Source organism: Halomonas sp. SL18_1 (genome assembly GCF_055755715.1).
The window spans coordinates 2,192,994-2,218,236 of record NZ_JBVTRK010000001.1 but is presented as its reverse complement, the minus strand read 5'-3'; the positions used below and the strand labels follow the sequence as shown (position 1 = coordinate 2,218,236).

The following is a 25,243-nucleotide window of genomic DNA, read 5'->3' as shown; positions in this document are numbered from 1 at the left end:
GCCGGCTTGCCCGCCTAGCCGACTAGCCCGACAATGGGTGCCCGCCCTTCACCCTGAAAGCCTCATCGCCATGACCCGTACCGCCTTCTTTATTTCCGACGGCACCGGCATCACCGCCGAATCCCTGGGCCGCAGCCTGCTGGCCCAGTTCGTGAACGTCGATATCCGCATGCTCACCAAGCCGTATATCGATTCGGTCGACAAGGCGCGCACCCTGGTGGAAGTGATCAACGCCACGGCGGTCCGCGACGGCCAGGAGCCGATCATCATCGACACCATCGTCGACGAGTCGATCCGTGCCGTGATTCGCGAAGCCACCGGCTTCAAGATCGATATCTTCTCGACCTTTCTCAAACCGCTGGAGCAGGAGTTGGCCACCCGCTCCTCCTATAGCGTGGGCCGTACCCACTCCATCGGTAGCGATGATGTCTACATGGACCGCATCCACTCGGTGCACTTCGCCCTGGACAACGACGACGGCGCCCGCACCCACCAGTACGACAAGGCGGACGTGATCCTGGTCGGGGTCTCCCGCTGCGGCAAGACCCCCACCTCGCTCTATCTGGCACTGCAGTTCGGTATCCGCGCCGCCAACTATCCCCTCACCGAGGATGACCAGGACGAGGACGGCACCCTGAAGCTGCCCAAGGCACTGGCCCAGCACCGCCATAAGCTGTTCGGGCTGACCATCGATCCGCGCCGCCTGGCGGCGATCCGCCACGAGCGCCGGCCCAACAGCCGCTACAGCTCCATGGACCAGTGCGCCCAGGAGGTGGATCAGGCCGAGGCGCTCTACCGCCAGCTGCACATTCCTTACATCGACACCACGCGCTTCTCCGTCGAGGAGATCTCCACCCGGATGATCGCCGAAACGGGGCTGACCCGGCGCTTCTCGCCGAGGTAGGGGGCAAGGGGCAAGGCAGCCTGTCGCTGGCAATACCGATGTACCTTGCCCCTCACTCCTCGAACCTCGCCCCTCGAACCTCGAACCTCGCCCCTCGCCCCTCGAACCTCGAACCTCGCCCCTATCTTACCACCCCTTCGCGCTTCAGCCGGGCGATATCCTCGGCGGTGAGCCCCATCTCGGCGAGTATCGTCGCGCTGTCCTGGCCGAGGCGCGGCGGGGCGACGTCGCTGGTGGCGGGGGCGCCGTCGAAGCGCAGCGGGTTGGCCACCTGCGGCACCTCGAGATCGCCTCGCTGCAGGCTGTGCTGCATGCCGCGGTGACGCACCTGGGGGTCGTCGAAGACTTCGCTGATGGTGTTGATGGGCCCGGCAGGAATACCGCGGGCTTCCAGCTCGGCCAGCCATTCGTCGCGGCTGCCGGTGAGAAAGATCGCCTGGATCAGCGGCACCAGCACCTCGCGGTTGCCGACCCGTGCGGCATTGGTGGCATAGGCGGGGTCCGCGGCCCACTCGGGGTGGCCAAGCAGGTCGGCGAGCCGGGCAAACTGGCTGTCGTTACCCACGGTGAGCACCAGGTGGCCATCCGCGCAGGCGAAGGCCTGATAGGGCACGATATTGGGGTGGGCGTTGCCGTGACGCTTCGGCGACTCGCCGCTGACCAGGGCGTTGAGCGCCTGGTTGGCCAGCGAGGCCACCTGGACATCGAGCAGCGCCACATCCACATGGCGCCCCACGCCGGTGCGAGAGCGCTCCTGGAGGGCCGCCAGCACGCCGATGGTGGCATACAGCCCGGTGGTGACGTCGGTGATCGCCACACCGGTCTTCATGGGCATGCCGTCCGGCTCGCCGCCGATGCTCATCAACCCGCCCATGGCCTGGATCATGAAGTCGTAGCCGGCGCGGTGGGCGTAGGGCCCGTCCTGACCGAAGCCGGTGATCGAGCAGCCGATCAGGCGCGGATTGAGCGCTCTGAGACTGGGGTAGTCGAGCCCATACTTGGCGAGGCCCCCGACCTTGAAGTTCTCGAGCACGATATCGGCACCCACGGCGAGCTGGCGAATCAGCGCCTGCCCCCGGTTGCTGGCGATATCCACGGCCAGTGACTGCTTGCCACGATTGGCGCACAGGAAATAGGCCGCTACCCGCTCAACCTCGTCCTCTTCGGCCAGCCACGGGGGACCCCAGCCGCGGTGTCGTCCCCGCGCTGAGGGTGCTCGATCTTGATCACGCGTGCGCCGAGATCGGCGAGCAGCTGACCGGCCCAGGGCCCGGCCAGCACCCGCGACATATCGAGCACCGTGATGCCTTCCAGCGGCCGACTCATGCTTGCCCTCCCTTGGCCCCAGCTCAATTGGCGAAGGCTTGAATGCCGGTCTGTGCACGACCCAGTATCAGGGCGTGGACGTCGTGGGTGCCCTCGTAGGTGTTGACCGCCTCGAGGTTCATTACGTGACGAATGACGTGGTACTCGTCGGCGATGCCGTTGCCGCCGTGCATGTCACGCGCCACGCGGGCGATGTCCAGGGCCTTGCCGCAGTTGTTGCGCTTGATCAGCGAGATGGCCTCGGGCACCAGCTGACCGGCATCGATCATGCGGCCTACGCGCAGGGCGGCCTGCAGGCCCAGGGCGATCTCGGTCTGCATATCGGCCAGCTTCTTCTGGATCAGCTGGTTGGCGGCCAGCGGACGCCCGAACTGCTTGCGATCCAGGGTGTACTGGCGGCCAGCGTGCCAGCACGCCTCGGCCGCCCCCATGCTGCCCCAGGCGATACCGAAGCGAGCGCGGTTCAAACAGGAGAACGGCCCCTTGAGGCCGGTCACATTGGGCAGGCGCTGATCGTCGGAGACCTCCACGTCCTGCATGGCGATCTGGCCGGTGATGGAGGCACGCAGGCTGAACTTACCGTCGATCTTGGGTGCGGTGAGCCCCTTCATGCCCTTCTCGAGGATGAAGCCGTTGATCACGCCTTCGTCATCCTTGGCCCAGATCACGAAGACATCGGCGATGGGAGAGTTGGTGATCCAGGTCTTGGTGCCGTTGATACGCCAGCCGTTCTCGGTACGGGTGGCGCGGGTGGCCATGCCGCCCGGGTCGGAGCCGTGATCCGGCTCGGTGAGGCCGAAGCAGCCCACCCACTCGCCGGTGGCCAGCTTGGGCAGGTATTTCTCGCGCTGCGCCTCGCTGCCGAAGGCGTGGATGGGGTACATCACCAGGCTCGACTGTACGCTCATGGCGCTGCGGTAGCCGGAGTCGACCCGCTCCACTTCGCGGGCGATCAGGCCGTAGCTGACATAGTTCATGCCGGCACAGCCGTAGCCGTCGATGGTGGCGCCCAGCAGGCCCAGCTCGCCCATCTCGTTCATGATCTCGCGGTCGAAGATCTCGTGGCGGTTGGCCTCGAGAACCCGCGGCATCAGCTTGTCCTGACAGTAATCGTGGGCGGTCTGAAGGACCATGCGCTCATCTTCGTCGAGCTGGTCGACGAGACGGAACGGGTCTTCCCAAGTAACGGGGGTAATCTGGCTCATGGCGGGCTCCTGGAGGAATTTCTACATTTTTTTAAAATGTAGAGCATAAAGCCGCCGCTGCCAACCCCCATCCGCCGATTTCTGTGAATCGGGCTGATTCTGCTAAGGCTCGCCGCTTCACTAGCGCATCACGCTTCGCGTCGATGCGTGGGTGCGCGGCTGAGTTGCTCAACCCGCGGGGATCACCTCGAGGCGCCGCTTCAGCTGCCACCAGGCGAGAATCGCCATCAGCACATTGGCGAACAGCATGCCAAGGAAGATCCCGGTGGTGCCGTATGCCCAGCCCCCAAGCCAGGCCAGCGGCACCGTCAGCACGAACAGCCGAACCACCGATAGCCGCATGGCACGGGCGGGTTCATGCAGAGCATTGAGCGAGGACACGGCAAGGATCACCACCCCCTGGGCCCCCAGACCCAGCGGCACCCACCACAGGAAGGCGCGCAGCACCCCGGCCATGGCCTCGCCGTCGGCATAGCTGTCGACCAGCCAGGGCGCCAGGGCCTGCAGCATCAGCCAGACGCCAAACTGCCACACCAGCACGAACCCGAAGCAGCCGAGGATGGCGCGACGCACCCGCTCGCGCTGTCCGGCCCCCAGATTCTGGCTGACCAGCGGCGGCAGGGTCATGGAGAGCGCCAGCACGGCGATCTGGGCGATGGCATCGATACGCGTGCCGACCCCGAAACCGGCTACGGCATGGTGGCCATGGCTGGCCACGATGCGGGTGAGCACCGCCATGGCGAGCGGCGTGAATACGCTAGTGATGGCCGCCGGCAGGGCAATCCGCGACAGTTCCCGCCAGGAGTGCAGCAATCCGCTGAGCGTCAGCCGCTTGAGGTCCAGGCAGTCGCGCAGCTCTCGCTGCCAGAGCAGGGCCAACGTCATCAGCCCCCAGCTAAGCACCGTCGCCAGCGCCGCCCCTTGAACGCCGAGCGCGGGGAATGGGCCCTTGCCGAAGATCAGCAGCCAGTCGAGCAGGCCGTTGAGCAGCGCGGCCAGCGCCATCATCAGCCCGGGGATCAGGGTGTTGCCCTGGGCCCGCAACACGCTGTTGAGCACCCGCGGCACGATCACCATGGCAGCCCCCAGGTACCAGATCCCCATGTAGTCGCGCACATGGGGCATCAGGGTCGCGTCGGCACCGAGCAGGCGAAACAGCGGCTCGAGGGTCGCCAAGCCCAGCAGGCTGACACCCACCCCCACGACCAGCGCCAGCAGGGCGGCATCGGTGGCCCGGCGGCGCACCGTCTCGAGATTCCCCTGCCCGAGTCGCCGTCCAACCACCGCCGAGGTGCCGATGCCCAGCCCGATGGCCAGGCTGATCACCGTGAACACCACCGGGAAGGTGAAGGAGACCGCCGCCAACGGCTCGGTGCCCAGGCGGGCAATGAACCAGGCGTCGACCAGGTTGAAGCTGAGCATGGCCACCATGCCGGCGGCCACCGGCAGGCTCTTGCGCAGCAGCGTCAGGGCGATGGGGCCTTCCAAGAGGTCGCGACGCATGGGTCGGCGGGAGGCAGCGGCGGGTGTCGGGGAGGTAGGTGCGCTCATCAGGGCTCTCGACGAAAAACGGGCACCCGATTGTGCCCCGTTTACGGGAGAGGTGCCAAAGGCCGAGGCGTTGCCCGGCGTTGGCGCTCATCGCCAACGTTTCGGCCTCCGCCAGGGCGCCTATCGCGACGGGAACCGACGCTCCTGCATACGAAACATTCTAATGTAGGAGCATCTTTAGATCGCGACTGGAGGCCGCAGGTCTCCCCGGCGGTGTTGCCGATGGGCGCGGTTGTTGCCAACGCCGGCGGCCTCCGCCAGGGCGCCTATCGGCGCCAGTCGCGATGCGGAGCAGCGCTCCTACAGCAAGCCTTGCCAATCTTGTAGCAACTTCAGCTCGCGACTGGGGGCCGCAGGCCTCCCGGGGTATTCCCCCGCGTCAGTCTTTCTCGCCGGCCCGGTAGAGCTTCTGGATACTGGAGAAGTCCAGCCCGCCGTTGCCCTGGGCGGCATGCAGGGCGAAGAGGTTGCGGGCCTGGGAGCCCATGGGCACGGTGGCCTTGGAGCCCAGCGCCAGCTCCCAGGCCAGCCCCAGGTCCTTGGCCATCAGATCGGTCAAAAACCCACCCTGATAGTCTCGCGAGGCGGCCGAGCCTTCCATCACGCCCGGCCAGGGATTGTAGACGTTGAGCGCCCAGTTGCCGCCGCTGCTCTGCTTCATGATCTCCGAGAGCACCGCCGGGTCGAGGCCGTTCTTGACGCCCAACCCCAAGGCCTCGGCGGTGCCGCTCATGAGGATGCCCAGCAGCATGTTGTTGCAGATCTTGGCCACCTGGCCGGCACCGATGCCGCCGGCGTGGAAGATATTCTTGCCCATGCCCTCGAGCACCGGCTTGGCCTGCGCGAAGCCGGCCGCATCGCCGCCGACGATAAAGGTCAGGGTACCCGCCTGGGCACCGCCCACGCCGCCCGAGACCGGCGCGTCCAGATACGTCAGGCCGCGCTTGGCGGCGGCTTCGCCGACGAAGCGGGCATCGTCCGGCGAGATGGTGGAGGCATCGATGATCAGCGGCTTGCCTTCCAGCGCATCGAAGAGCCCCGGCGAGGCGTCACGCCCCAGATCGAGACGCCGCACATGCTGGCCGGCCGGCAGCATCGAGATGATCACTTCGGCGCCGCTGGCGGCGCTCTGGGCGCTGGCGCAGGCCTCGGCCCCGGCCGTTTCCAGGGCTTTCATGGCGCTGTCGACCAGGTCAAAGACGCTGACCTCGTGGCCGGCCTTGACCAGGTTGCTGGCCATGGGGGCGCCCATGTTGCCAAGACCAATGAAGGCGATTTTCATGCGTATGGCTCCTGAGTTGTCGTTGTAGATTGTCGTCACGTTGGTTAGCTGACCCGCTGCCCATAGCCGAGATCCCGCAGCGGATGCGCCTCGTCGGGCCACATCGGCGCCATGAGCGCCTGGATGTCCGCCTCCGGCACGCTGGCCGCATCGGCATGCTGCCATTGCGGGGCCTTGTCCTTGTCGATCAGCAGCGCGCGCACCCCTTCGGCGATATCCCCTTGACGGCAGCACTGCACCGACAGGTTCAGCTCGTCACGGAAGGCGTCCGCCAGGCTGGTATGGGCGTGTCGCTCGAGCATGCGCCAGACCAGGTGCGCACTCATCGGACTGCCCGCCTCCAGGCGCGAACGGTTGGCGGCGAGCCAGGCGTCGTCGGGAGTGTCGTCCAGGATTCGCTGCACGGCGCTGGCGGCATCCACCTGCCCCACCAGGGACTGAATATGATCGAGGCGCGGCCACACCTGTGGCTCGGGGGCCTGGGCAGGCGCCTCCATCTGATCGAGGACACCCTGTACCCCGGCACGAAGGTCGCGCAGGCTGCAGGTGCCGTAGTCGGCCTCGGTCAGCGCTTCGAGCAGCGCCTCGCGGCGCTCCCGGGGCACGAAGTGATCGGCCATGCCCAGGTCCAGCGCATCGCGGGCATTGAGCTGCGCCCCGGTCAGGCCCAGGTAGGCGCCGACGCCGGTCGGCATGCGGTTGAGAAACCAGCTGGCGCCGATATCGGGATACAGGCCAATGGTGATCTCCGGCATGGCGATGCGCGTGGTCTCGGTCACCAGCCGCTGGGAGGCGCCGGCCATCAGACCCAGGCCGCCGCCCATGACGATACCGTCCCCCCACAGCAGCAGCGGCTTGGGATAGGTGTGAATCCGGTAGTCGAGGCGATATTCGGCAGTGAAGTAGGTCTCGGCGAACACGCTGTCGCGCCCGGCGCCGCGGTTCTCCCCCTCCTCGGTCATGGAGCGGTACAGCGCCACGATATCGCCGCCGGCGCAGAAAGCCTTGTCTCCCGCCCCTTCCAGCCACACCGCCACCACGCTGCGATCCACCGCCCAGGCCTCGAGCTTGGCCGAGATCTGCTGCGCCATCTCCAGCGACAGGGCGTTGAGCGACTTGGGGGCATCGAGGGTGGCCACGCCGATACGGCCGCCGTCCCGAGTGGGCAGTTCATCGAAGATGACCGCAAGATCCGTCATGCAAAGGTCTCCTGACTGTTCTTGTCTCTTGTCCTGATAATCCTAAATTCAAGCCATTACTGAAGCGCCTCGATCACGCCATCTGCCAGCAGGCGACGCGCCACGATCACGCGCATGATCTCGTTGGTACCCTCGAGAATCTGGTGCACCCGGGTATCGCGCACAAGGCGCTCCAGCGGGTACTCCTTGATGTAGCCATAGCCACCGTGCAGCTGTAGAGCATCATTGCACAGGGTGAATCCCATGTCGGTAGCATGCCGCTTGGCCATGGCGCAATGGACCGTGGCCTCGGGGTCGTTCTGGTCGAGGCGCCAGGCGGCGTGACGCACCATGAGGCGTGCCGCGGTTAGCTCGGTGGCCATGTCCGCGAGTTTGAACTGGAGCGCCTGGAAGCTCGACAGCTCGCGACCGAACTGCTTGCGATCAGCCATGTAGTCGCGGGCCAGGGTCAGCGCCTGCTGCGCGGCACCCAGGGAACAGCTGGCAATATTCAGACGACCGCCGTCAAGCCCCTTCATGGCCAGCTTGAATCCTTCGCCCTCGGCGCCCAGACGGTTGGCCACCGGCACGCGCACATTGTCGAAGCTGATCAAGCGAGTCGGCTGGCTTTTCCAGCCCATCTTCTCCTCGTTCTTGCCGTATTCGATGCCAGCCGCATCGGCCGGCACCGCGATGGCCGATACGCCAGCCGCACCGCTGCCGGGCTCTCCGGTGCGCGCCATTACCACCAGCACATCGGTGGCGCCTGCCCCCGAAATGAACATCTTGGAGCCGCTGATCAGATAGTCGTCACCGTCGCGAACGGCACGGGTGCGCAGGCTGGCCGCATCGGAGCCCGACCCCGGCTCGGTCAGACAGTACGAGCCCAGCAGTTCGCCTGCTATCATGCCCGGCACGAAGCGCTCACGCAGCGCGTCCTCTCCCCAGCTGGCCATCATCCAGGTGACCATGTTGTGAATGGTCAAATAGGCGGTGGTAGAGATACAGCCCTGGGAGAGCTGCTCGAAGATCAGCGAGGCATCCAGACGCGACAGGCCCATCCCGCCCTGCTCTTCCGGCGTATAGATACCGAGAAACCCCGCCTCCCCGGCACGGCGAATGACATCGACAGGAAAGTGCGAGGTCTCATCCCATTCGGCGGCGTGGTCGGCCAGTTCGGCCTTGGAAAAGTCGGCGGCCGCCTGGACAAGCGCCTTCTGGTCATCGGTCAGGGAGAAATCCATCGAGGCATCCTCATGGTTGCGGCTTCAAGGGTCTGGAAGCGTTTCGGGATCTGGAAACTGTTCAGGGTTATGGAAACAATAGCTTGGTAGATCATGGGCCGACTGTCAGCCGCCGGCAGGCCCTACCAACCTAGCACTTGCTAGGTTTTAACGTACTCCACCCTTGGTCGACAAGCACTTTACGTTAACGTCAACGTCGTCTAGTGTTGCGGTTTAGGTGGAGCAAGACCGCAAGACGGCCCGCCCAGTCACAGGAAGGTAGCGATGAGCACACCCAAACCGGAAGCCAGTCCCACGGCCAACGGCACCCTGCCACGGCAGCGCCGCACCTACGCCATCGGGGAACTGGCCCGGATGTTCGAGGTGACCCCGCGGACCATCCGCTTCTACGAGCAGGAGGGCTTGCTGGCGCCGGAACGCCGCGGTCAGACCCGCATCTATCATGAGAAGGATCGGGTCCGTCTGAAGCTGACCCTGCGGGGCAAGCGCCTGGGGTTCTCCCTGGCCGAGATCCGCGAAGTCATCGAGATGTACGACGCCATGCCCGACGGCAATGCGCGTCAGCTCAAGCGTCTGCTGGAGATCCTCGCCGACAAGCGTAGCAACATGGAGCGTCAGCTCGAGGACATCCGCTTGATGCAGCGCGAGCTCGATGACGTGGAAGCGCGTGCCCGCGACGTTCTCGACCGGCTCGACCCGGATCCAGCGGCGCATTGAGCCCGGGACTGCCGGGTGATCGCTCCACCCCCGAACATGCCGCCGGCGCCTGCTGGCCCGCGCGCACCGGGCCAGGCGCCCGCCTCAGCGACACAACCGAGTTTCACGCTTTCGCAACAACAAGACGGGTAATACGATGACACGCCAACACGTCCAGAACAGCTATGTCAGCGGTACCAGCGACACGCCTCTCAAGGGGCAGACCATCGGCGACTGCTTCGACGAGACGGTTTCACGCTTTCCCGACGGCGACGCCCTGCTGAGCCTCCATCAGGGCCAGCGCTATACTTGGAAGGAGCTGCAGCAGGCGGTGGACCAGGCGGCCCGCGCCCTGCTGGCCCTGGGGGTCAAGAAGGGTGACCGGGTGGGTATCTGGTCGCCCAACTGCGCGGAATGGACCATCACCCAGTTCGCGACCGCCAAGATCGGCGCCGTGCTGGTCAATATCAATCCCAGCTACCGCACCCACGAGCTCGAGTACGCCCTCAAACAGTCCGGCACCTCGACGCTGATCCTGCAGGGCAAGTTCAAGACCTCCGACTACGTCGCCACCCTGGCCGAGCTCGCCCCGGAGCTGCGCGACGGCGCCCCGAGCACCTTCACCAGCGCCAAGCTGCCCGACCTCAAACGGGTCATCTGTCTCGACGCCGACCGCGCCCTGACCGGCATGTTCAGCTGGCAGAGCATGCTGGCCCATGCCGATGAAGTCTCCGCCGAGCACCTGGCAGAGATCCAGGCCACCCTGCAGTTCGACGAGCCGATCAACATCCAGTACACCTCCGGCACTACCGGGGCCCCCAAGGGCGCCACCCTCTCCCACCACAACATTCTCAACAACGGCTTCTTCGTCGCCCGCACCATGGGCTTCACGGAGAAGGACCGGCTGGTGATTCCGGTGCCGCTCTACCACTGCTTCGGCATGGTGATGGGCAACCTGGGCTGCGTGACCCACGGCGCCACCATGATCTATCCGGGCGACGGCTTCGAGCCGGAGGCGACCCTCAAGGCGGTGGCCGATGAGAAGGCCACGGCGCTGTACGGCGTGCCGACCATGTTCATTGCCGAACTCGAACACCCCAACTTCGCCCAGTACGATCTCTCGACCCTGCGCACCGGCATCATGGCCGGGTCGATCTGCCCCATCGAGGTGATGCGCCAGGTCATCGACAAGATGAACATGGAAGACGTCACCATCTGCTACGGCATGACCGAGACCAGCCCGGTGAGTTTCCAGACCCAGACCGACGCACCGCTGGAGAAGCGCGTGACCACCGTGGGCACCATCCACCCGCACCTGGAGGTGAAGCTGGTCAGCCCCGAGACCGGCGCCGTGGTGCCGCGCGGCGAGACCGGCGAGCTGTGCACCCGCGGCTACAGCGTGATGCTCGGCTACTGGAACAACGAAGAAGCCACCGCCAAGTCCATCGACGCCGCCGGCTGGATGCACACCGGCGACCTGGCGACCATGGACGATGAGGGCTATGTGGCCATCGTGGGGCGCATCAAGGATATGATCATCCGTGGTGGCGAGAACATCTATCCCCGCGAGATCGAGGACTTCCTCTACACTCATCCGGCCATTTCCGATGTTCAGGTCATCGGCGTACCCGATGAGAAATACGGCGAGGAAGTGATGGCCTGGGTCAAGCTCGGCGACGGCCAGCGCCTCACCGCCGACGAGCTGAAGGAGTTCTGCAAGGGCAAGATCGCCCACTACAAGGTGCCGCGCTACGTGAAATTCGTCGATGAGTTTCCGATGACCGTCACCGGCAAGATCCAGAAGTTCAAGATGCGCGAAGAAGCCACCCACGAGCTGGGGCTGGCGTAGGCACTACGGCAATGGATGGTTACCGGTGGGAGGCCGGCTCTGCCGGGCGAATGGAGGCCGAAGGCCTCCCGGCGGACGTCGCCAGCCTCTGCAACACTGCCAGGGCGCCTGGCGGCGCCATTCGCGCGGCGAAGCCGCCCTCCCACAGCCACTCGTCACTGTGCTGAAGAACCCCACGAGCCTCTCGGCCCGTGGGGTTTTCCTATAGCTTAAGGCTTACAGCTCCCGGGCGCAGCCCGGGTCACAACCCCTTCGGCGCGAAGATCCCGGCGCATTGCGCCAGTAGCCCTTGTAGTCCATGCCGAAGCCGAACACATAGCGGTCGACCACTTCCAGGCCGCAGTAGTCGGCCTTGAGGCCCGGCACCGCCTTGCGCTCGTGTTGCTTGTCCACCAGCACCGCGGTGGAGATGCTGGCCGCCCCCGCCTCCCGGCAGTAGTCGAGGATCGCCGCCAGGGTCGCCCCTTCGTCGAGGATATCGTCGACGATCACCACGTGACGCCCGGCCATGGGCACCTCCGGCGAGACGCGCCAGAACAGCTCGCCGCCCCGAATGCCGCCGCGATAGCGCGTGGCGTGGAGATAGTCCACCTCCAGGGGAAAGCCGAGTCGAGTCAGCAGGTGGCCGGTGGTGATCAAGCCGCCATTCATTACGCAGTAGAAGACCGGCAGCTTGTCCCCGAGGTCTTCGGTGATCTGTGCGGCCATGCGGTCCAGGGCACCCTCGACTTCCTGCTGGGCAATCAGGCAGTCGGCGCTGTCCATGACCTCGCGCATGGTGGCCAGGGAGTCGTGGGTCTGGGGGTCGAGTTTCGGCATCGGTATGGCTCGTTTCGACAAGAGGAAAGAAGAGACGGCCGGCGTGAACTCACTCGCCGGCCAGGGCCTCGAGGCGGGCATGTACCCGGCGCCAGCGTCCCAAGGCCTCGAGAGCATCCAGATCGGGACGGGCACGGCCATAGCGCAGTCGGGCCGCAGGACGGAAGGTACGACCGTGACAGGCATCCAAGGCCTCGAGAGCGGCGGCGCGGTCGTTGCAGACCAGCACCATGTCACAGCCGGCATTCAGCGCCGCCAGGGCCCGCTCCCCCGGGTCACCCGCGAAGCCGGCCGCGGTCATGCCCAGGTCATCGGAGAACAGGGTGCCCTTGAAGCCCAGGGATTCACGCAGCATACCGAGCCAGCTGGCAGAGAAACCGGCCGGGCGGGCATCGAAGGCGGAGTAGATCACATGGGCCGGCATCACCCCATCCAGCCGCGTGGCCAGCGCGGCGAACGGCACCAGGTCGTGAGCTCGCAGGCTGTCGAGTGGGCGCGGATCCACCGGCAGCTCGCGATGGGAATCGGCGGCCACGCCACCGTGACCGGGAAAGTGCTTGCCCACGGCGGCCATTCCCGCCTCGTGGAGACCGGCCACGAAGGCACCGGCCATGGCGGCAACGGCGTCGGGATCGGCGGAGAAGCTGCGATCACCGATCACGCTGGAGATCCCGCTATCCACGTCGAGTACCGGGGCGAAAGTGAGGTCGAGCCCGCAGGCGGCCATCTCCATCCCCAGCAGCCAGCCGGCATCCAGGCAGAAACGCTGCGTCACCTCGGGCGCGGCGGAAAAGTCGCGACCGATGCGCCCCATGGAGGGCAGTCGCGTCACCCCTTGGCGAAGACGCTGGACTCGCCCTCCCTCCTGGTCGATACCCAACAGCAGCTCGGGACGGACGCCCCGAATGGCATCACAGAGGGCACGGGTCTGACGCGCATCCTCGAGATTGCGGGCGAAGAGGATCACCCCCCTACTTCGGGGCGCTTCAGCAGGTGACGCTCCTCATCGGTCAGCTGGGTGCCTTCCAGGTCGAGCATCACCGGGCCGAGAGACTGGGTCATGAGCAGGTTCCTCGGGAATCGAAGGGGGCCGATTCTAGACCAAAGTCATCGACGGGAATAGGCGTGCGGGTCATGATCGAAGCGCAACTTGCGGTACCTCAAAGCTTCGCCGAAAACGCTCAATCATGCAGCCAGACGGGCGTACCGGGGGGCGCCAGGGCAAAGAGCGCCAGCAGCGCTTTGTCCCGCAGGCGGATGCAGCCGTGGGAGCGCGGCACGCCCATGGGTTCGCTCGGCGGCGTACCGTGCAGGTAGATATAGCGACGCTGGCTGTCGACGCTGCCGCCGCGGTTGACGCCTCGCTCCAGGCCGCACAGCCAAAGAATACGGGTGAGGATCCAGTCGCGCTCGGGATGCTCGGCGGCCAGGGACGCCGAGAACACTTCGCCGGTGGGCCGGCGACCGCGAAACACGCTGCCGGCCGGCTGATCGGCACCGATGGCGGCACGGATATAGTGCCAGCCAAGCGGTGTCGCGCCACTGCCCTCGGCCTGACCGGTCCCCGCCAGCGCCGTGGAGACCGGCCATTCGGCAACCGTACGCTCGCCCTGCCAGACCACCAGGCGCTGCTCGGCGACATCGACCTCGAGCCACACCCCTTCCGGCGGGAGCTCCGACAGGCGCGGCGTCCGCATGCTCAGCCGGCCTCGGCGTGCACCGCCGGCGCGGGAGGTAGCGGCGCCTTCATGGCCGCCACCACCACCGGGCGCAGGCGGCGAATGAGGTCGCGCACCGTGACATGTTCCTGATAGTCCTTCTCGGCGATATCGCGCAGCGCATCCAGGCCGGACAGCGTGAAGATGACGGTACCCAGCACGAAGTGCAGCCGCCAGAAACGTTCGGCGTCGGGCAGCTCCGGCGTTGCCTGGCGTACCAGTTCGGTGAAGCGCGTGAAGACGCCGCCATACTCCTGCTGGATATAGCGGCGCAGATGGCCTTGGGCCTGACTATAGGCCAGCCCCAGCAGCTTCATGAACACCTTGAGGCTGTTGCGCTCCGCGGGGACTTCCAGCACCGTGCGGGCCATGGTCTCCAGCAGCAGCTCCAGCGGAATGACCTGACCGGCGTGGCGCGCCTCGAGCTCGTCAAGGGCCCGATGGAAGCGCTCCGTGAAAGGGTCAAGGTAACGCGCGAAGACCGCCTGGATCAGCGACTTCTTGGAGCCGAAATGGTAGTTCACCGCGGCCAGATTGACCCTGGCCTTGCTGGTGATGGTCCGCAGCGAGGTTTCGGCGAAGCCGCGCTCTGCAAACAGGACCTCGGCGGTATCGAGAATCCGGGTGACGGTATCGGTTTGGGCCATCGCTCAGGCTCCGCTGGAAACGGATGTTTTAAACGTAGCTGCATCCTACGTGAAGCGCGGGACTTTCTCAATTCGGCTCCCAAGCCTGCTGTTTGAAACGACTAGAAGGCTGGAACCAGCCTGCCATGACACGCGACTTTTACTGGATGAACCTCCATGCTGTATACTTTCACAATAGAGCACGATACGTTCATCCGGAGGTCGCATGACACGCCCCCTCACCGCCCGCCAGCAGAATGTTTATGACTTCATCGTCAAGACCATGAACGACTTCGGCTACCCCCCACCCGAGCCGAGATCGCCCGTGCGCTGGGCTTTCGCTCCCCCAACGCCGCCGAAGAACACCTGCGGGCCCTGGAGCGCAAGGGCGTGATCCGGGTCATCCGCGGCACCTCTCGCGGGATTCGCCTGCCCGCCCAGGAGACCGAGTCGAACCCCGAGCCCAGCGGAGAGGGCCTGCCGATCATCGGCGAAGTCGCCGCTGGCAGCCCGGTCCTGGCCGCCGAGCATATCGATCGCTACTGCCCCCTGCCGCCGGAGTTCTTCACGCCCCGGGCCGACTACCTGCTCAAGGTCCGAGGCCTCTCGATGAAGGAGATCGGCATCCTCGAGGGGGACCTGCTGGCCGTACATCGCACCGAGCGGGTGCGCGACGGCCAAATCGTCGTGGCCCGGCTCGATGACGAGGTCACGGTCAAGCGCTTTCAACGTCAGGGCCACCGCGTCACCCTGGCCGCTGAGAATCCCGACTTCCCGCCCATCGAAGTGGACCTGCGCCATCAGCCGCTGGAGATCGAGGGTATCGGGGTTGGGGTGATTCGCGGCGGCAACGGCCAGGCCCTGGGGTAAGAAGCTGGCTTCGATGCGTCTTGAATTGGCTGGCGTTTCGATGAATCAAAGTCGCAAGATCCTCCACGCCGACTGCGACTGCTTCTACGCCGCGGTGGAGATGCGCGACGACCCCCGCCTTCGCGACATCCCGCTGGCCATCGGGGGCAGCGCCGAGCGGCGCGGGGTGATCGCCACCTGCAACTATCCCGCGCGCGCTTTCGGCATTCACTCCGCCATGCCGACGGCCCGGGCGCTGCGGCTCTGCCCGCAGCTGACGCTGCTGCCCGGCGACTTCGAGCGCTACCGGGCAGTCTCCCAGCAGATCCAGGGCATCTTCCACGAACTCACCCCCCTGGTGGAGCCGCTGTCGCTGGATGAAGCCTTTCTCGATGTCACCGAGGTCACACGCTTTTCCGGCAGCGCCACCTGGATGGCCCAGTGGCTCAAAGCGCAGTGCCTGGCCCGCACCGGCATCACGGTCTCAGTGGGCGCCGCCCCCACCAAGTACCTGGCCAAGATTGCCAGCGACTGGGACAAGCCCGACGGTCTCACCGTGATCCCCCGGAGGGCGTCGACGCCTTTCTGCACGACCTGCCGGTGACCCGGCTGCACGGGGTAGGCCCCGCCACGGCGGCCCGACTGGCATCGCTCTCTATCACCACCTGCGCCGACCTGCAGCGTCTGCCGCTGACCCAGCTGGTTCAGGAGTTTGGCAAGTTCGGACGCCGACTCTTCGAACTGGCCCGCGGCATCGACGACCGCCCCGTGCGCCTCGAGCGCGAGCGCAAATCGGTCAGCGTCGAGACCACCTTCGCCCAGGACCTGCCCGACCTCGCCCACTGCCATGCCGCCCTGGCGCCGCTGTGCGAGCGCCTGAAGGCGCGCCTCGCCCGTCACGGGCACCCTCCGCTGGCGGGACTCTTCGTCAAGGTTCGCTTCGACGACTTCGGCCTGACGACGCTGGAGGGGCGCGGGGCCCTCCCGGCGCTCGAGACGTTCAGCGCCCTGCTAGACCAGGCCTGGGCACGCCGCGAGCGCCCGGTGCGCCTGCTTGGGGTGGGGGTGCGACTGGTGCCCGAGGGCGCCCGTCGCCAGCTGGCGCTGAACCTCTAGCTCTGTCCGAAAACTGGCTGCGCTCGACCATACGGCGTTAAAAATCGGCTCGTGCGCGAGTCCGATCAAAGTACTCATTTACAACTCAGGCCATCGCCTCGCACCTCGAACCTCGCACCTCGAACCTCGCACCTCGAACCTCGTACCTCGCCCCTCGCACCTCGTCCCTCGAACCTCGCCCCTATTTCGTATCGATATAGCGGTGGTCGTTGAAGGTCGCGACCCAGCTGGGGTGATAGACCATCAGGATGCTGAGCAGCATCCCGGTGATAAAGGCTTCCGACGGCATCAGCAGCGGTAGGAAGCGAACATACTCCCAGGCCAGGTACACCGCCTCCGGGTCGCTGGCGCCCAGTATCACCAACCCCAACCCCGCCAGGCCGGTCCCCAGGGTGGCAAGCGCCGTTCCGAAGAAACCGCAAAGAAACAGGAACACCATCAGGTTGTCCGGCAGGCGCCGGTCCACCAGGCGCCACACCAGCACCGTGATCGCCATCGGCACCACACCGGTGATCAGCACATTCACGCCCAGCAGCGGCCAGGCCACCTTGCCCAGCACCACCAGCGAGAGGTTGACCAGCAGATTGGAGAGCAGCGCCAACGGCGCCTTGAACACCAGGGTCAGCAGCGCGGTAAACATCAGATGCAGGGTCAACCAGTCCACCGCCTGGGCGCGCAGCTGCCACAGCAGCAGCACGGCCACGGTGGCCGCCAGCCAGCGATGCTGCAGGCCACGGTCGGACAGCAGCGCCTGCCAAGGGCGCTGGGCCAGCGCCAGCCCGACCACAACCAGGGCAACCAGGGCGCCGCAGAGCAGCAGCCAGGGCGCCAGCATAAGCTCGGAAAACGACATACCCCTCCCCGGCGATCACGCCTCAGGCGAAGACGACTGTCTTGTTGCCATGGATCAGCACCCGGTCCTCCAGGTGCCAGCGCAGCCCGCGGGCCAGCACGGCCTTCTCCACATCGCGCCCGAAGCGCACCAGGTCGGCGGTGGTATGACAGTGGCTGACGCGATGGATGTCCTGCTCGATGATGGGGCCGGCGTCCAGCTCCTCGGTCACATAGTGACAGGTGGCACCGATCAGCTTCACACCCCGGGCATGGGCCTGATGGTAGGGACGCGCCCCGGCGAAGGAGGGCAGAAAGCTGTGGTGAATATTGATCACTCGGCCGGCATAGCGCTCGCACAGGCGGGGCGGAAGAATCTGCATGTAGCGGGCCAGCACCACGATATCGGCCTCGAGCGCCTCGACCTGCTGCTCGACCCGGGCAAAGGCCGCCGTCTTGTCCTCGGCGGGCACCGGCACATGGTGATAGGGCAGCCCGTGCCACTCCACCAGCCCGCGCATGTCCTCATGATTGGAGATCACCCCGACGATGTCGCCGTCCAGCTCCCCCGCCGTCCAGCGATAGAGCAGATCCACCAGGCAGTGGGACTCCCGGGAGACCATCACCACCACTCGCGGGCGACGCCGGGTATCGCGCAGCGCCCACTCCATGTCGAACTCCTTGGCCACCGGGTCGAAGGCGTCGCGGAGCTGGTCGGCGGTCATGCCGATGGAGTCGGCCAGTATCTCGTAGCGCATGAAAAAGCGTCCCGACTCCAGGTCGGAGTGCTGGCTCGCCTCGGTGATGGAGCCTCCATGCCCGGCAATAAAACCGGACACCCGTGCCACGATGCCCCGGCGATCGGGACAGGAAACGACCAGACGATAGTAGTGAGACATGGTAGCTGCCGCCGTGTTGTGCAGAATTCGAAAGCGCGCATTGTAGCGAACTCGCCTCCCGGGGACACGCCGAATGGCCGGCAGCCCAGCGCCGCCCCGTCATTGTGGAGGGTCCCGCCGTTCCCGTATAGTGATTGATCCACAGCCAGATTCATGACTTGCCGATGCACCCACCCCGCGTGACGATTCGCCCCCGACGCCGCACTCCGCTGCATTTCCTGCCGCTGGGGGGCTGCGGCGAGATCGGCATGAACCTGACGCTCTACGGGCACGATGGCGACTGGATTGCCGTTGACTGCGGCATGATGATCCGCCAGGACCTGCCCGACAGCCCGCTCCAGGTGCCCAGCCTGGACACCCCCAAGGCACTGGGCATCGCCCCTCAAGCCCTGATCATCACCCATGGCCACGAGGACCACATCGGGGCCGCGGCCTGGCTATGGCCGCAATGGGGCTGCCCGGTGTATGCCACGCCGCTGGCCGCCGGCCTGCTGCGAGCCAAGTTCCTCGAGCAGGGTTTGTCCAGCGATGCCATTCGCGTCATCGACCCCGGCGAGGCGCTGGAGACCGGCCCCTTCACCCTACGCTACCTGCCGCTGACCCACTCGATACCGGAAAGCTGTGCGCTGCTGATCGCCGTCGGCGAGCATCGCGTGCTGCATACCGGCGACTGGAAGCTCGACCCCGAACCGCTAATCGGCCCGCCGGTCAACGGCAACCTGTTTCGCGCCGTAGCGCCAGTGGATCTGGTGGTGGGCGATTCCACCAATGCCCCGCTGCCCGGCCATTCACGCAGCGAAGGCGACGTGGCCAGGGCGCTGGAAAACACGCTGCAGCAGTGCCCCGGGCGCGTCGTGGTCTCCTGTTTTGCCAGCAATCTGGCCCGTGTACTCGCCATCGCCCTGGCCGCCGAGCGCTGTGGACGACGCGTCAGCCTGATGGGACGCTCCATGGAGCGGATGGTCGGCGTTGCCCGCGGACTCGGTTATCTCGATGAGATGCCCCCGCTGGTGCCAGTGCGCGACCTGGGCTATCTGCCGCCGGAAGAGGTACTGGTCATCGCGACCGGCAGTCAGGGCGAACCGCGGGCCGCCCTGAGCCGGCTGGCCAGGGGGCGCCACCCCAGCTTCGAGCTGATGGCCGGTGACACCGTGATCTTCTCCGCCAAGGCGATTCCCGGCAATGAGCCGCTGATCGAACGCCTCAAGCAGGGACTGAAGCGCCTGGAGGTCACCCTCTGGGACGAGTTCAACCACCCCGAGCTACACGCCTCCGGCCATCCTGCTCAGGAGGAGCTGCGCACCTTCTATGACTGGGTCAAACCCCGGCATCTCCTGCCGGTCCACGGCGAGCCCAGCCACCAGCAGGCACACCAGGCGCTGGCGCACGAACTCGGCATCCAGGCACCGCTGACGCCGACCAACGGCGACATGATTCGCCTGGACGCCGACGGTTTGACGCTGGAAACACGCCACCCCCAGCGCCCCTGCATCGTCAGCCAGAATGCCGTGACCCCGCTGCCTGGGCTGGCCGCCGACCAGGGCTCACCGCGTCATGGCACCCTGCACCTCGCCCTGCCGGTAGCCTCCACCGGCGGAGGCTGGACACGCATCGGCCGCCTGATGCTCGATGCTCACCGCATGCGGACACTGGACGAAGACGCCTTCATCGACTGGCTCGACGAGCGCCTCGATGGGCTGGAAGCCGAAACCTTGCCGGAGCTTCGTCAGGCGCTGCAGCCGCTGATCGTCGCCTGGCTGGGCGAGCACCTTCGTCAGCTTCCCGACGTCCATTTGCAACTACTCGCCGTGGAAACGCCGCTCTACGATGCCTCGCATTAGCCTGCAATGGTCAGCGCCCCAACCGCTACCAACGCATCGGGGCGAACCCTGAGGTTCGCCCCGATCTTCACTGCTCTTACCCTTCTTGCCTTGCAGGCTAACGCGCTCGGCTGAGTCAGGAGCTGGAAGCATTCTTCGGCGGGCGACCGCGACGCCGACGGGGCGGTTCCCCCACCAGGTCCTCCACGGAGAGGCCGGCGTCGGTCATGGCCTCACGAATCTCGGCCAGCTTGCGCTCCTTGTCCGCCTCTTCCTGCTCGCGTAACTTCTCTTCCTCTTTTTCTGCTCGATGACTTCACCGATGACATCGGAGAGCTTGTGCAGCTGTTCCATACTCAGCTGACGGGCAGCGGCACGAGCCACGTTCTTGTTGCGGGCGATGCGCTCCAGAGTTTCGCTGGACATTGGCCTCCTCCATGCAGGAAAACGATGAGTGAAGCGTTGGGCCCCACTCGTCAAAAGTATATGCCTTGAGGCGCAGTTGGCAAGAAAAGCCTTGGCAGTTCTATCGCGGATTTTTGGCCAATGGGAGACGACAAAATCACTCGAACGGTCTCTCAACCGCCGGTCATGTTCATGAAGCGCACCACCTGGACATCACCGTCAGTGGTGAAATGGTGGCGCTCCGGCTTGAGGGGCATGGCCGCGACGATGGCCTGCTTGAGCGCTTCGAGATCACCCGGGTAGCGGCGCAGCACCGCGCGCAGGTCCACGGAGTGCTCGTTGCCCAGGCACAGCAGCAGCCGCCCTTCTGCCGTGACACGCACCCGATTGCAGCTCGCGCAGAAATTGTGGCTGTGGGGGGAAATGAAGCCGATACGGGTCTCGCTGTCGCTCATGCGGAAATAGCGCGACGGCCCCAAGGTGGATTCGGTCGTAGGGATCAGCGCATGGTGACGCTCGATCTGCGCTTGAACCTCATCGCTGGAGCAGAAGGTCTCCGCCCGGGAGTGATCCGACACATCGCCAAGCGGCATCTCTTCGATGAAGCTGATGTCGACCCCTTCCTGGCGAGCAAAGGCCACCAGATCGAGTACCTCGTCGTCATTGCGCCCCTTGAGGATCACCGCATTGAGCTTGATGCGCTCGAAACCCGCGGCGCGGGCGGCCCTGAGCCCCGACAGCACCCGGTCGAGCTCTCCGGTACGGGTCAGCTGTCGGAAGCGCTGCGGGTCCAGGGTATCGAGGCTGATATTGAGACGCTTGAGACCACCGTCACGCAGGCGAGCGGCCTGCTTGACCAGGCCCGCCCCGTTGGTGGTCATGGCAAAATCCCTGAGCCCGGGCAGCCAGCCGATCTCACCCACCAGATGATCGATATCGCGTCTGACCAGTGGCTCACCGCCGGTCAGGCGCACCTTTTCCACGCCCAGCTCGACAAAGGCGCGGGCCACGGTGGCCAGCTCCTCCAGCGTGAGGATCTGGGCACGGGCAGAAAGGTCATCTCCTCGCTCATGCAGTAGACGCAGCGAAAGTCGCAGCGGTCCGTCACCGAGATCCGCACGTAGCGGACCCGTCTGCCAAAATCATCGATCAGCGATTCGGCCATGTTCAACGCTCCCAGCGACCCGCATCCCGGTGATCGGATTCACGCTCGGCAACCCAGTAGTCACCGCTGGCGCTGTGTTCCTTTTTCCAGAAAGGGGCTCGAGTCTTGAGGTAGTCCATGATGAAGTCGCAGGCCTCGAAGGCGGCACGGCGATGCGCGCTGGCCACGACTACCAGTACAATAGGGTCTCCAGGGGTCATGCGTCCAACCCGGTGAATGACGCGCAGCCCCTGAAGCGGCCAGCGAGCCTCGGCCTCATCGACAATCTCACCTAGTGCGGCCTCGGTCATTCCCGGGTAATGCTCCAGCGTCAGGGCGTTGACCTCGGGCCGCTCGTTGAAATCGCGCACCAGCCCGGTGAAGCTGACCACCGCCCCGATATCGCTGCGCCCCGCCAGCAGCGCCTGCTGTTCGGCTCCTGCATCGAAAGGAGCCTGCTGCACACGAATCATCGTCAGCCCCCGTCACCGGCGGAAAGAAGGCCACTTCGTCATCGTCGGTGATCGGCGTGGCATCGTTGGCCATGACCTGGTTGACGGCACAGAGCACACGCCCTTCGGAGAGTCCGGCGAAGCGCTCGTCGCGCTGGCGTAACGCGGCCTTCAACCCACCGACATCGGCGCTGGGCAGGCTATCCAGGGGCAGGGACATCTCGCTGATGCCCAGGCGCTCGCGCAGCTCGGCCAGGCACTTGACCCGCACGCAGGGGCCGGCGATGTCGCACCGAGGCCCCACCGACACCTCGCCGGCCGAACTGCCGCCCGTGACGATGGGAGCCGGGGCGGATGCCGAGGCGTCACGACGATAGTCGCCGGACTTGCCGCCACTCTTGGCATCCAGGTGAATGCCCCCGATCTCCATGTCCTTGTCGACGGCCTTGCACATATCATAGAGGGTCAGACAGGCCACCGAGACCGCCGTCAGGGCCTCCATTTCGACTCCGGTGCGTCCATTGAGCCGACAGCTGGCCGTGACTTCGACGCTTGAGGTCGCCTCGTCGAGCCGAAAATCGACGCTCACCTTGGAGAGCGGCAGAGCGTGACAGAGCGGTATCAGCTCGTGCGTCCGCTTGGCGGCCTGAATGCCGGCGATACGGGCGGTGGCCAGCACGTCGCCCTTGGGCATTCCGCCTTCAGCCAGCAACGCCAGGGTCTCCGGCTTCATCTGGATACGCCCGGAGGCCGTTGCCTCGCGGCGCGTCTCCGACTTGTCGGCGACATCCACCATATGGGCTTCGCCGCGTGGATTGAGATGAGTCAGGGTCATATCGGTTAGCCTCGGAACATGTCAGCAAGCGGTTGAACGGTGACGACGTCACCGCGGGCGACGCCGTCGCGCTCGGCGGCGATCTCGATCAGGCAGTTGGCCGCGACCATTGAGGAGAGAATCCCAGAGCCCTGGTGGCCGGTGCTGCGTACCCGCAGCTGGCCCTGGGAGTCGCAGCTGAGCACCCCGCGCAGGAAATCGACCCGGCCGACACGGCTCGGCAGGCTTGCCTCGCAGCGCGCCGTCAACCGCGGCACGGCAAGCTCACGACGCCCCTGGAGTCGTCTCAGCACCGGGGCGACGAACTGCAGGAAGGTCACCATGGCTGCCACCGGATTGCCGGGCAGGCCGAAGAACGGCGTACGCACCGTCCCGAGTCTACCGCAGGCCAGGGGGCGACCGGGGCGGATGGCGATCTTCCAGAACCCCAGCTCCCCCACTTCATCAAGCGCCTGGCGCACCCGGTCGGCATCGCCCACCGAAACGCCCCCGCTGGTGATGACGAGGTCCGCCTGCGACGAGGCCTCCGACAGCGCCGCCACCAGGGTGGCCCGGTCATCGGGAAGAATACCCAGGTCCTGCACCTCGGCGCCCTGCTCGGTCAACAGGCCACGCAGCGAGAAGCGGTTGGCGTCGAAGATGCCCGCCGGCGGCAGGGCCTCGCCGGGCGCGGTGACTTCGTCGCCGGTGGAAAAAAGCGCGACACGCGGACGACGATGCACGGCGGCGCCCGCCAGCCCCAGCGATGCCAGCAGCCCTAGCTCGGCGGCCTCCACTCGGGTGCCGGCCGCCAGCGCCGTGTCGCCGCAGGCGATATCCTCACCGGCGTGTCGCACATGCTGTCCTTGGCGAACGCTTTCGGCATGGAGCACTCGCACCCGGTCACCCTCGAAGGCGAGCTGTTCGCGCATGATCACGGTGTCGGCGCCGGCAGGCAGCGGCGCACCGGTCATGATCGTGACACACTCGCCGGGGGCCAGGGCGGCCTCGCGGCGATGTCCGGCCAGCACCTCGCCGACCTTGTTCCAGGCCTCGGGGCGCCCCGCGGCCGGGGCGGGCCACGCCAGGGCAATGCCGTCCATGGCCGCATTGGTGTGCTGGGGCACATCGATGGGCGACGTCAGCGGCCGAGCCAACACGCGGCCGTGCAGCGCGGCCAGTGGGCACCACTCCTCCCCCAGGGGCGCCGCGACCAGCTCGAGCGCAGCCGCCCTGGCCTCTTCCAGACTGAGCATGCGATCGCCGAAATCGAAACAGGAGAGACTCATGTGCCCAGCTCCTCACGCGGCGACCGCTCCCGAACCCAGCGCGCGGGCCAAGCCGCCACCCAGTCGGCTATCGCCACGAGGTCGTCGAGATCCAGCGCCTCGACCCCGTCGGGCAGCGTCAGCGGCGACGCACTGGCCACCGCCTTGACCCAGGGGTCTTCGGCCACCCGCAGCGGCTTGCCGAGGGCTTCCCGGTAGAGTTCCAGCTTGGGCAGCGGCCAGGCCTTGAAGCCCTCCACCAGCACCAGATCGGGGCGCTGGGGCCGCACCATCTCGATCAGCTGGCCCAGGTCGGCCTCATCCTGCTCCGGCGTCTCCATCATCAGCGCCAGGCGTCGACGCGAGGCCACCAGCATGGGCGAGGCCCCCGCCTGGCGCAGGCGATGGCTATCCTTGCCCGGCTGGTCCACCTCGAAGGCGTGATGGGCATGCTTGATCACCGCGACACGCAGGCCGCGCCGCCTCAGCTCAGGCAGCAGCCGCTCGAGCAGAGTGGTCTTGCCGGTGCCGCTCCAGGCGGCGATGCCGAGCAGTGGCAGCCGGTCGTCAAAACCCAGTGGCGCATCGATCACGGCACTCATCGGGGGCGGCACTCCTCGTCCTGGCGCGCCTCGAGGCGCTGCTTGTCACGGTCGGTATTGAGGTTGACGAACGCTTCGGGACAGTCGTGAAACGGCACCGGACACCAGGCATGACGGGCATACCAGCGGTCGATCTTGCGCTCGCCCTTGGCCAGGGCCTCGCCCAGGTCGTCGGCCAAACGCGTGCGCAGAAGCGCCACCACCGGGTGCAGGCGCTCGCCGTCATGGGCCACCGCGATGTCGCAGTCGTTCAGGCCGGCGACCAGCCGCGGCACCAGATCCATGGGCAATGCCGGCGTGTCGCAGGGGACCACCAGCACCCAGGGCGTGTCGGCCGCCCGCAGCCCGCTATAGATCCCCATCAGGGGGCCCTGATAGCCACCTTCGAGATCGGTAATGAGGCGATCGCCATAGTCGGCGTAGCGGTCGAGATGGCGGTTGGCATTGATCATCACGCCGGCCAGCTGCCCCGCCAGGCGGTCGAGCACATGGGCCACCAGGGGGCGTCCCGCCAAGGGTTCGAGCCCCTTGTCACGGCCGCCCATGCGGCGCCCCTGACCGCCGGCCAGGATCAAGCCGGTCACATCATGCTGGGGAGTCATCGAATTTCCTGCTCGTCCTCGAACCATGCCTGTCATGATGCCC

The 25,243-nt window shown here is 66.2% G+C and carries 17 protein-coding genes and 8 pseudogenes; 6 read left to right on the top strand and 19 right to left on the bottom strand.

Annotation, left to right across the window (positions count from 1 at the left end; translation table 11 throughout):
- The first annotated feature begins 70 nt into the window (after positions 1–70).
- A complete protein-coding gene (ppsR, locus tag ACSJDS_RS11290; RefSeq protein ID WP_473033356.1) occupies positions 71–904 on the top strand; it encodes a posphoenolpyruvate synthetase regulatory kinase/phosphorylase PpsR in 834 nt (277 codons plus the stop codon).
- A 121-nt stretch (positions 905–1,025) separates the two neighbouring features.
- On the opposite strand, the pseudogene ACSJDS_RS11285 reads toward ppsR, so the two are convergent.
- The 6 genes and pseudogenes from ACSJDS_RS11285 to ACSJDS_RS11260 all read right to left on the bottom strand — a co-directional run bounded on the left by ACSJDS_RS11285 (position 1,026) and on the right by ACSJDS_RS11260 (position 8,690).
- Positions 1,026–2,230 (bottom strand): annotated as a pseudogene (locus tag ACSJDS_RS11285) (CaiB/BaiF CoA transferase family protein).
- A 23-nt stretch (positions 2,231–2,253) separates the two neighbouring features.
- Entirely contained in the window at positions 2,254–3,435 is a 1,182-nt protein-coding gene (locus tag ACSJDS_RS11280; protein WP_473033355.1) for an acyl-CoA dehydrogenase, read from the bottom strand.
- Positions 3,436–3,603: 168 nt separating this feature from the next.
- Complete coding sequence (locus ACSJDS_RS11275; protein WP_473033354.1) at positions 3,604–4,986, bottom strand: MATE family efflux transporter; 1,383 nt, start codon at positions 4,984–4,986, stop codon at positions 3,604–3,606.
- Between the two features lie 379 nt (positions 4,987–5,365).
- Positions 5,366–6,268, bottom strand: coding sequence for a 3-hydroxyisobutyrate dehydrogenase (mmsB, locus tag ACSJDS_RS11270; RefSeq protein WP_473033353.1), 903 nt, complete (start codon positions 6,266–6,268; stop codon positions 5,366–5,368).
- Between the two features lie 44 nt (positions 6,269–6,312).
- The gene (locus tag ACSJDS_RS11265; protein ID WP_473033352.1) at positions 6,313–7,467 is read right to left on the bottom strand and encodes an enoyl-CoA hydratase/isomerase family protein; all 1,155 of its coding nucleotides are present in this window, start codon (positions 7,465–7,467) and stop codon (positions 6,313–6,315) included.
- A 56-nt stretch (positions 7,468–7,523) separates the two neighbouring features.
- The gene (locus ACSJDS_RS11260; RefSeq protein ID WP_473033351.1) at positions 7,524–8,690 is read right to left on the bottom strand and encodes an acyl-CoA dehydrogenase family protein; all 1,167 of its coding nucleotides are present in this window, start codon (positions 8,688–8,690) and stop codon (positions 7,524–7,526) included.
- Between the two features lie 264 nt (positions 8,691–8,954).
- Between ACSJDS_RS11260 and ACSJDS_RS11255 the strand changes: the two genes are divergently transcribed.
- Together ACSJDS_RS11255 and ACSJDS_RS11250 are read left to right on the top strand one after the other, a co-directional pair.
- Positions 8,955–9,407 carry a MerR family transcriptional regulator gene (locus tag ACSJDS_RS11255; RefSeq protein ID WP_473033350.1) on the top strand — a complete coding sequence of 151 codons (453 nt, stop codon included), beginning with the start codon at positions 8,955–8,957 and terminating at the stop codon, positions 9,405–9,407.
- A gap of 136 nt (positions 9,408–9,543) precedes the next feature.
- Positions 9,544–11,235, top strand: a complete 1,692-nt coding sequence (locus ACSJDS_RS11250) for an AMP-binding protein (protein WP_473033349.1) — start codon at positions 9,544–9,546, stop codon at positions 11,233–11,235.
- Positions 11,236–11,476: 241 nt separating this feature from the next.
- Here the strand turns inward: ACSJDS_RS11250 and ACSJDS_RS11245 are convergent.
- The 4 genes and pseudogenes from ACSJDS_RS11245 to ACSJDS_RS11230 all read right to left on the bottom strand — a co-directional run bounded on the left by ACSJDS_RS11245 (position 11,477) and on the right by ACSJDS_RS11230 (position 14,419).
- Positions 11,477–12,054 (bottom strand): annotated as a pseudogene (locus ACSJDS_RS11245) (hypoxanthine-guanine phosphoribosyltransferase).
- 49 nt (positions 12,055–12,103) lie between these two features.
- Positions 12,104–13,116, bottom strand: a pseudogene (nagZ, locus tag ACSJDS_RS11240) (beta-N-acetylhexosaminidase).
- 119 nt (positions 13,117–13,235) lie between these two features.
- Positions 13,236–13,751, bottom strand: a complete 516-nt coding sequence (locus tag ACSJDS_RS11235; protein ID WP_473033348.1) for a L,D-transpeptidase family protein — start codon at positions 13,749–13,751, stop codon at positions 13,236–13,238.
- Positions 13,752–13,753: 2 nt separating this feature from the next.
- Entirely contained in the window at positions 13,754–14,419 is a 666-nt protein-coding gene (locus ACSJDS_RS11230) for a TetR/AcrR family transcriptional regulator (protein WP_473033347.1), read from the bottom strand.
- A 205-nt stretch (positions 14,420–14,624) separates the two neighbouring features.
- On the opposite strand from ACSJDS_RS11230, the pseudogene lexA reads away from it, so the two are divergent.
- Both lexA and dinB read left to right on the top strand, forming a co-directional pair.
- Positions 14,625–15,268: pseudogene (gene lexA / locus ACSJDS_RS11225) on the top strand (transcriptional repressor LexA).
- Between the two features lie 40 nt (positions 15,269–15,308).
- A pseudogene (gene dinB / locus ACSJDS_RS11220) lies at positions 15,309–16,363 on the top strand (DNA polymerase IV).
- 181 nt (positions 16,364–16,544) lie between these two features.
- Here dinB and ACSJDS_RS11215 read toward each other — a convergent pair.
- Positions 16,545–17,216 carry an energy-coupling factor ABC transporter permease gene (locus ACSJDS_RS11215; protein ID WP_473033346.1) on the bottom strand — a complete coding sequence of 224 codons (672 nt, stop codon included), beginning with the start codon at positions 17,214–17,216 and terminating at the stop codon, positions 16,545–16,547.
- A 22-nt stretch (positions 17,217–17,238) separates the two neighbouring features.
- Entirely contained in the window at positions 17,239–18,093 is an 855-nt protein-coding gene (gene purU / locus ACSJDS_RS11210) for a formyltetrahydrofolate deformylase (RefSeq protein ID WP_473033345.1), read from the bottom strand.
- A 248-nt stretch (positions 18,094–18,341) separates the two neighbouring features.
- Here purU and ACSJDS_RS11205 point away from each other — a divergent pair, with 248 nt between their 5' ends.
- Positions 18,342–19,934: a ribonuclease J gene (locus ACSJDS_RS11205; protein ID WP_473035023.1), complete on the top strand. Its 1,593-nt coding sequence runs from the start codon at positions 18,342–18,344 to the stop codon at positions 19,932–19,934.
- A gap of 115 nt (positions 19,935–20,049) precedes the next feature.
- Here the strand turns inward: ACSJDS_RS11205 and ACSJDS_RS11200 are convergent.
- The 7 genes and pseudogenes from ACSJDS_RS11200 to mobA form a co-directional block, all read right to left on the bottom strand.
- Positions 20,050–20,339 (bottom strand): annotated as a pseudogene (locus tag ACSJDS_RS11200) (H-NS family histone-like protein).
- A gap of 152 nt (positions 20,340–20,491) precedes the next feature.
- Positions 20,492–21,483 (bottom strand): annotated as a pseudogene (moaA, locus tag ACSJDS_RS11195) (GTP 3',8-cyclase MoaA).
- 2 nt (positions 21,484–21,485) lie between these two features.
- Positions 21,486–21,935 (bottom strand): molybdopterin synthase catalytic subunit MoaE, encoded by a 450-nt coding sequence (moaE, locus tag ACSJDS_RS11190; protein WP_473033344.1) that lies wholly within the window; start codon positions 21,933–21,935, stop codon positions 21,486–21,488.
- A gap of 7 nt (positions 21,936–21,942) precedes the next feature.
- A pseudogene (gene moaC / locus ACSJDS_RS11185) lies at positions 21,943–22,749 on the bottom strand (cyclic pyranopterin monophosphate synthase MoaC); the annotation flags it as partial.
- Between the two features lie 5 nt (positions 22,750–22,754).
- Positions 22,755–24,017 (bottom strand): molybdopterin molybdotransferase MoeA, encoded by a 1,263-nt coding sequence (gene moeA, locus ACSJDS_RS11180; protein WP_473033343.1) that lies wholly within the window; start codon positions 24,015–24,017, stop codon positions 22,755–22,757.
- A complete protein-coding gene (mobB, locus tag ACSJDS_RS11175) occupies positions 24,014–24,598 on the bottom strand; it encodes a molybdopterin-guanine dinucleotide biosynthesis protein B (RefSeq protein ID WP_473033342.1) in 585 nt (194 codons plus the stop codon). The genes moeA and mobB overlap by 4 nt, the downstream gene beginning before the upstream one ends.
- A complete protein-coding gene (mobA, locus tag ACSJDS_RS11170) occupies positions 24,595–25,200 on the bottom strand; it encodes a molybdenum cofactor guanylyltransferase MobA (protein ID WP_473033341.1) in 606 nt (201 codons plus the stop codon). Before mobA ends, mobB begins: the two co-directional genes overlap by 4 nt.
- Between the last annotated feature and the right edge of the window lie 43 nt (positions 25,201–25,243).

Excerpts from the sequence above, each read along its gene's own strand:
- ACSJDS_RS11275 (WP_473033354.1), bottom strand. The coding sequence starts at position 4,986 with ATGAGCGCACCTACCTCCCCGACACCCGCCGCTGCCTCCCGCCGACCC.
- moeA (WP_473033343.1), bottom strand. The coding sequence starts at position 24,017 with ATGAGTCTCTCCTGTTTCGATTTCGGCGATCGCATGCTCAGTCTGGAA.
- ACSJDS_RS11250 (WP_473033349.1), top strand. The coding sequence starts at position 9,544 with ATGACACGCCAACACGTCCAGAACAGCTATGTCAGCGGTACCAGCGAC.
- purU (WP_473033345.1), bottom strand. The coding sequence starts at position 18,093 with ATGTCTCACTACTATCGTCTGGTCGTTTCCTGTCCCGATCGCCGGGGC.
- ppsR (WP_473033356.1), top strand. The coding sequence starts at position 71 with ATGACCCGTACCGCCTTCTTTATTTCCGACGGCACCGGCATCACCGCC.
- ACSJDS_RS11280 (WP_473033355.1), bottom strand. The coding sequence starts at position 3,435 with ATGAGCCAGATTACCCCCGTTACTTGGGAAGACCCGTTCCGTCTCGTC.
- ACSJDS_RS11260 (WP_473033351.1), bottom strand. The coding sequence starts at position 8,690 with ATGGATTTCTCCCTGACCGATGACCAGAAGGCGCTTGTCCAGGCGGCC.
- ACSJDS_RS11230 (WP_473033347.1), bottom strand. The coding sequence starts at position 14,419 with ATGGCCCAAACCGATACCGTCACCCGGATTCTCGATACCGCCGAGGTC.
- mobB (WP_473033342.1), bottom strand. The coding sequence starts at position 24,598 with ATGAGTGCCGTGATCGATGCGCCACTGGGTTTTGACGACCGGCTGCCA.
- ACSJDS_RS11205 (WP_473035023.1), top strand. The coding sequence starts at position 18,342 with ATGAACCTGACGCTCTACGGGCACGATGGCGACTGGATTGCCGTTGAC.
- mmsB (WP_473033353.1), bottom strand. The coding sequence starts at position 6,268 with ATGAAAATCGCCTTCATTGGTCTTGGCAACATGGGCGCCCCCATGGCC.
- mobA (WP_473033341.1), bottom strand. The coding sequence starts at position 25,200 with ATGACTCCCCAGCATGATGTGACCGGCTTGATCCTGGCCGGCGGTCAG.
- ACSJDS_RS11255 (WP_473033350.1), top strand. The coding sequence starts at position 8,955 with ATGAGCACACCCAAACCGGAAGCCAGTCCCACGGCCAACGGCACCCTG.
- ACSJDS_RS11265 (WP_473033352.1), bottom strand. The coding sequence starts at position 7,467 with ATGACGGATCTTGCGGTCATCTTCGATGAACTGCCCACTCGGGACGGC.
- ACSJDS_RS11215 (WP_473033346.1), bottom strand. The coding sequence starts at position 17,216 with ATGTCGTTTTCCGAGCTTATGCTGGCGCCCTGGCTGCTGCTCTGCGGC.
- moaE (WP_473033344.1), bottom strand. The coding sequence starts at position 21,935 with ATGATTCGTGTGCAGCAGGCTCCTTTCGATGCAGGAGCCGAACAGCAG.
- ACSJDS_RS11235 (WP_473033348.1), bottom strand. The coding sequence starts at position 13,751 with ATGCGGACGCCGCGCCTGTCGGAGCTCCCGCCGGAAGGGGTGTGGCTC.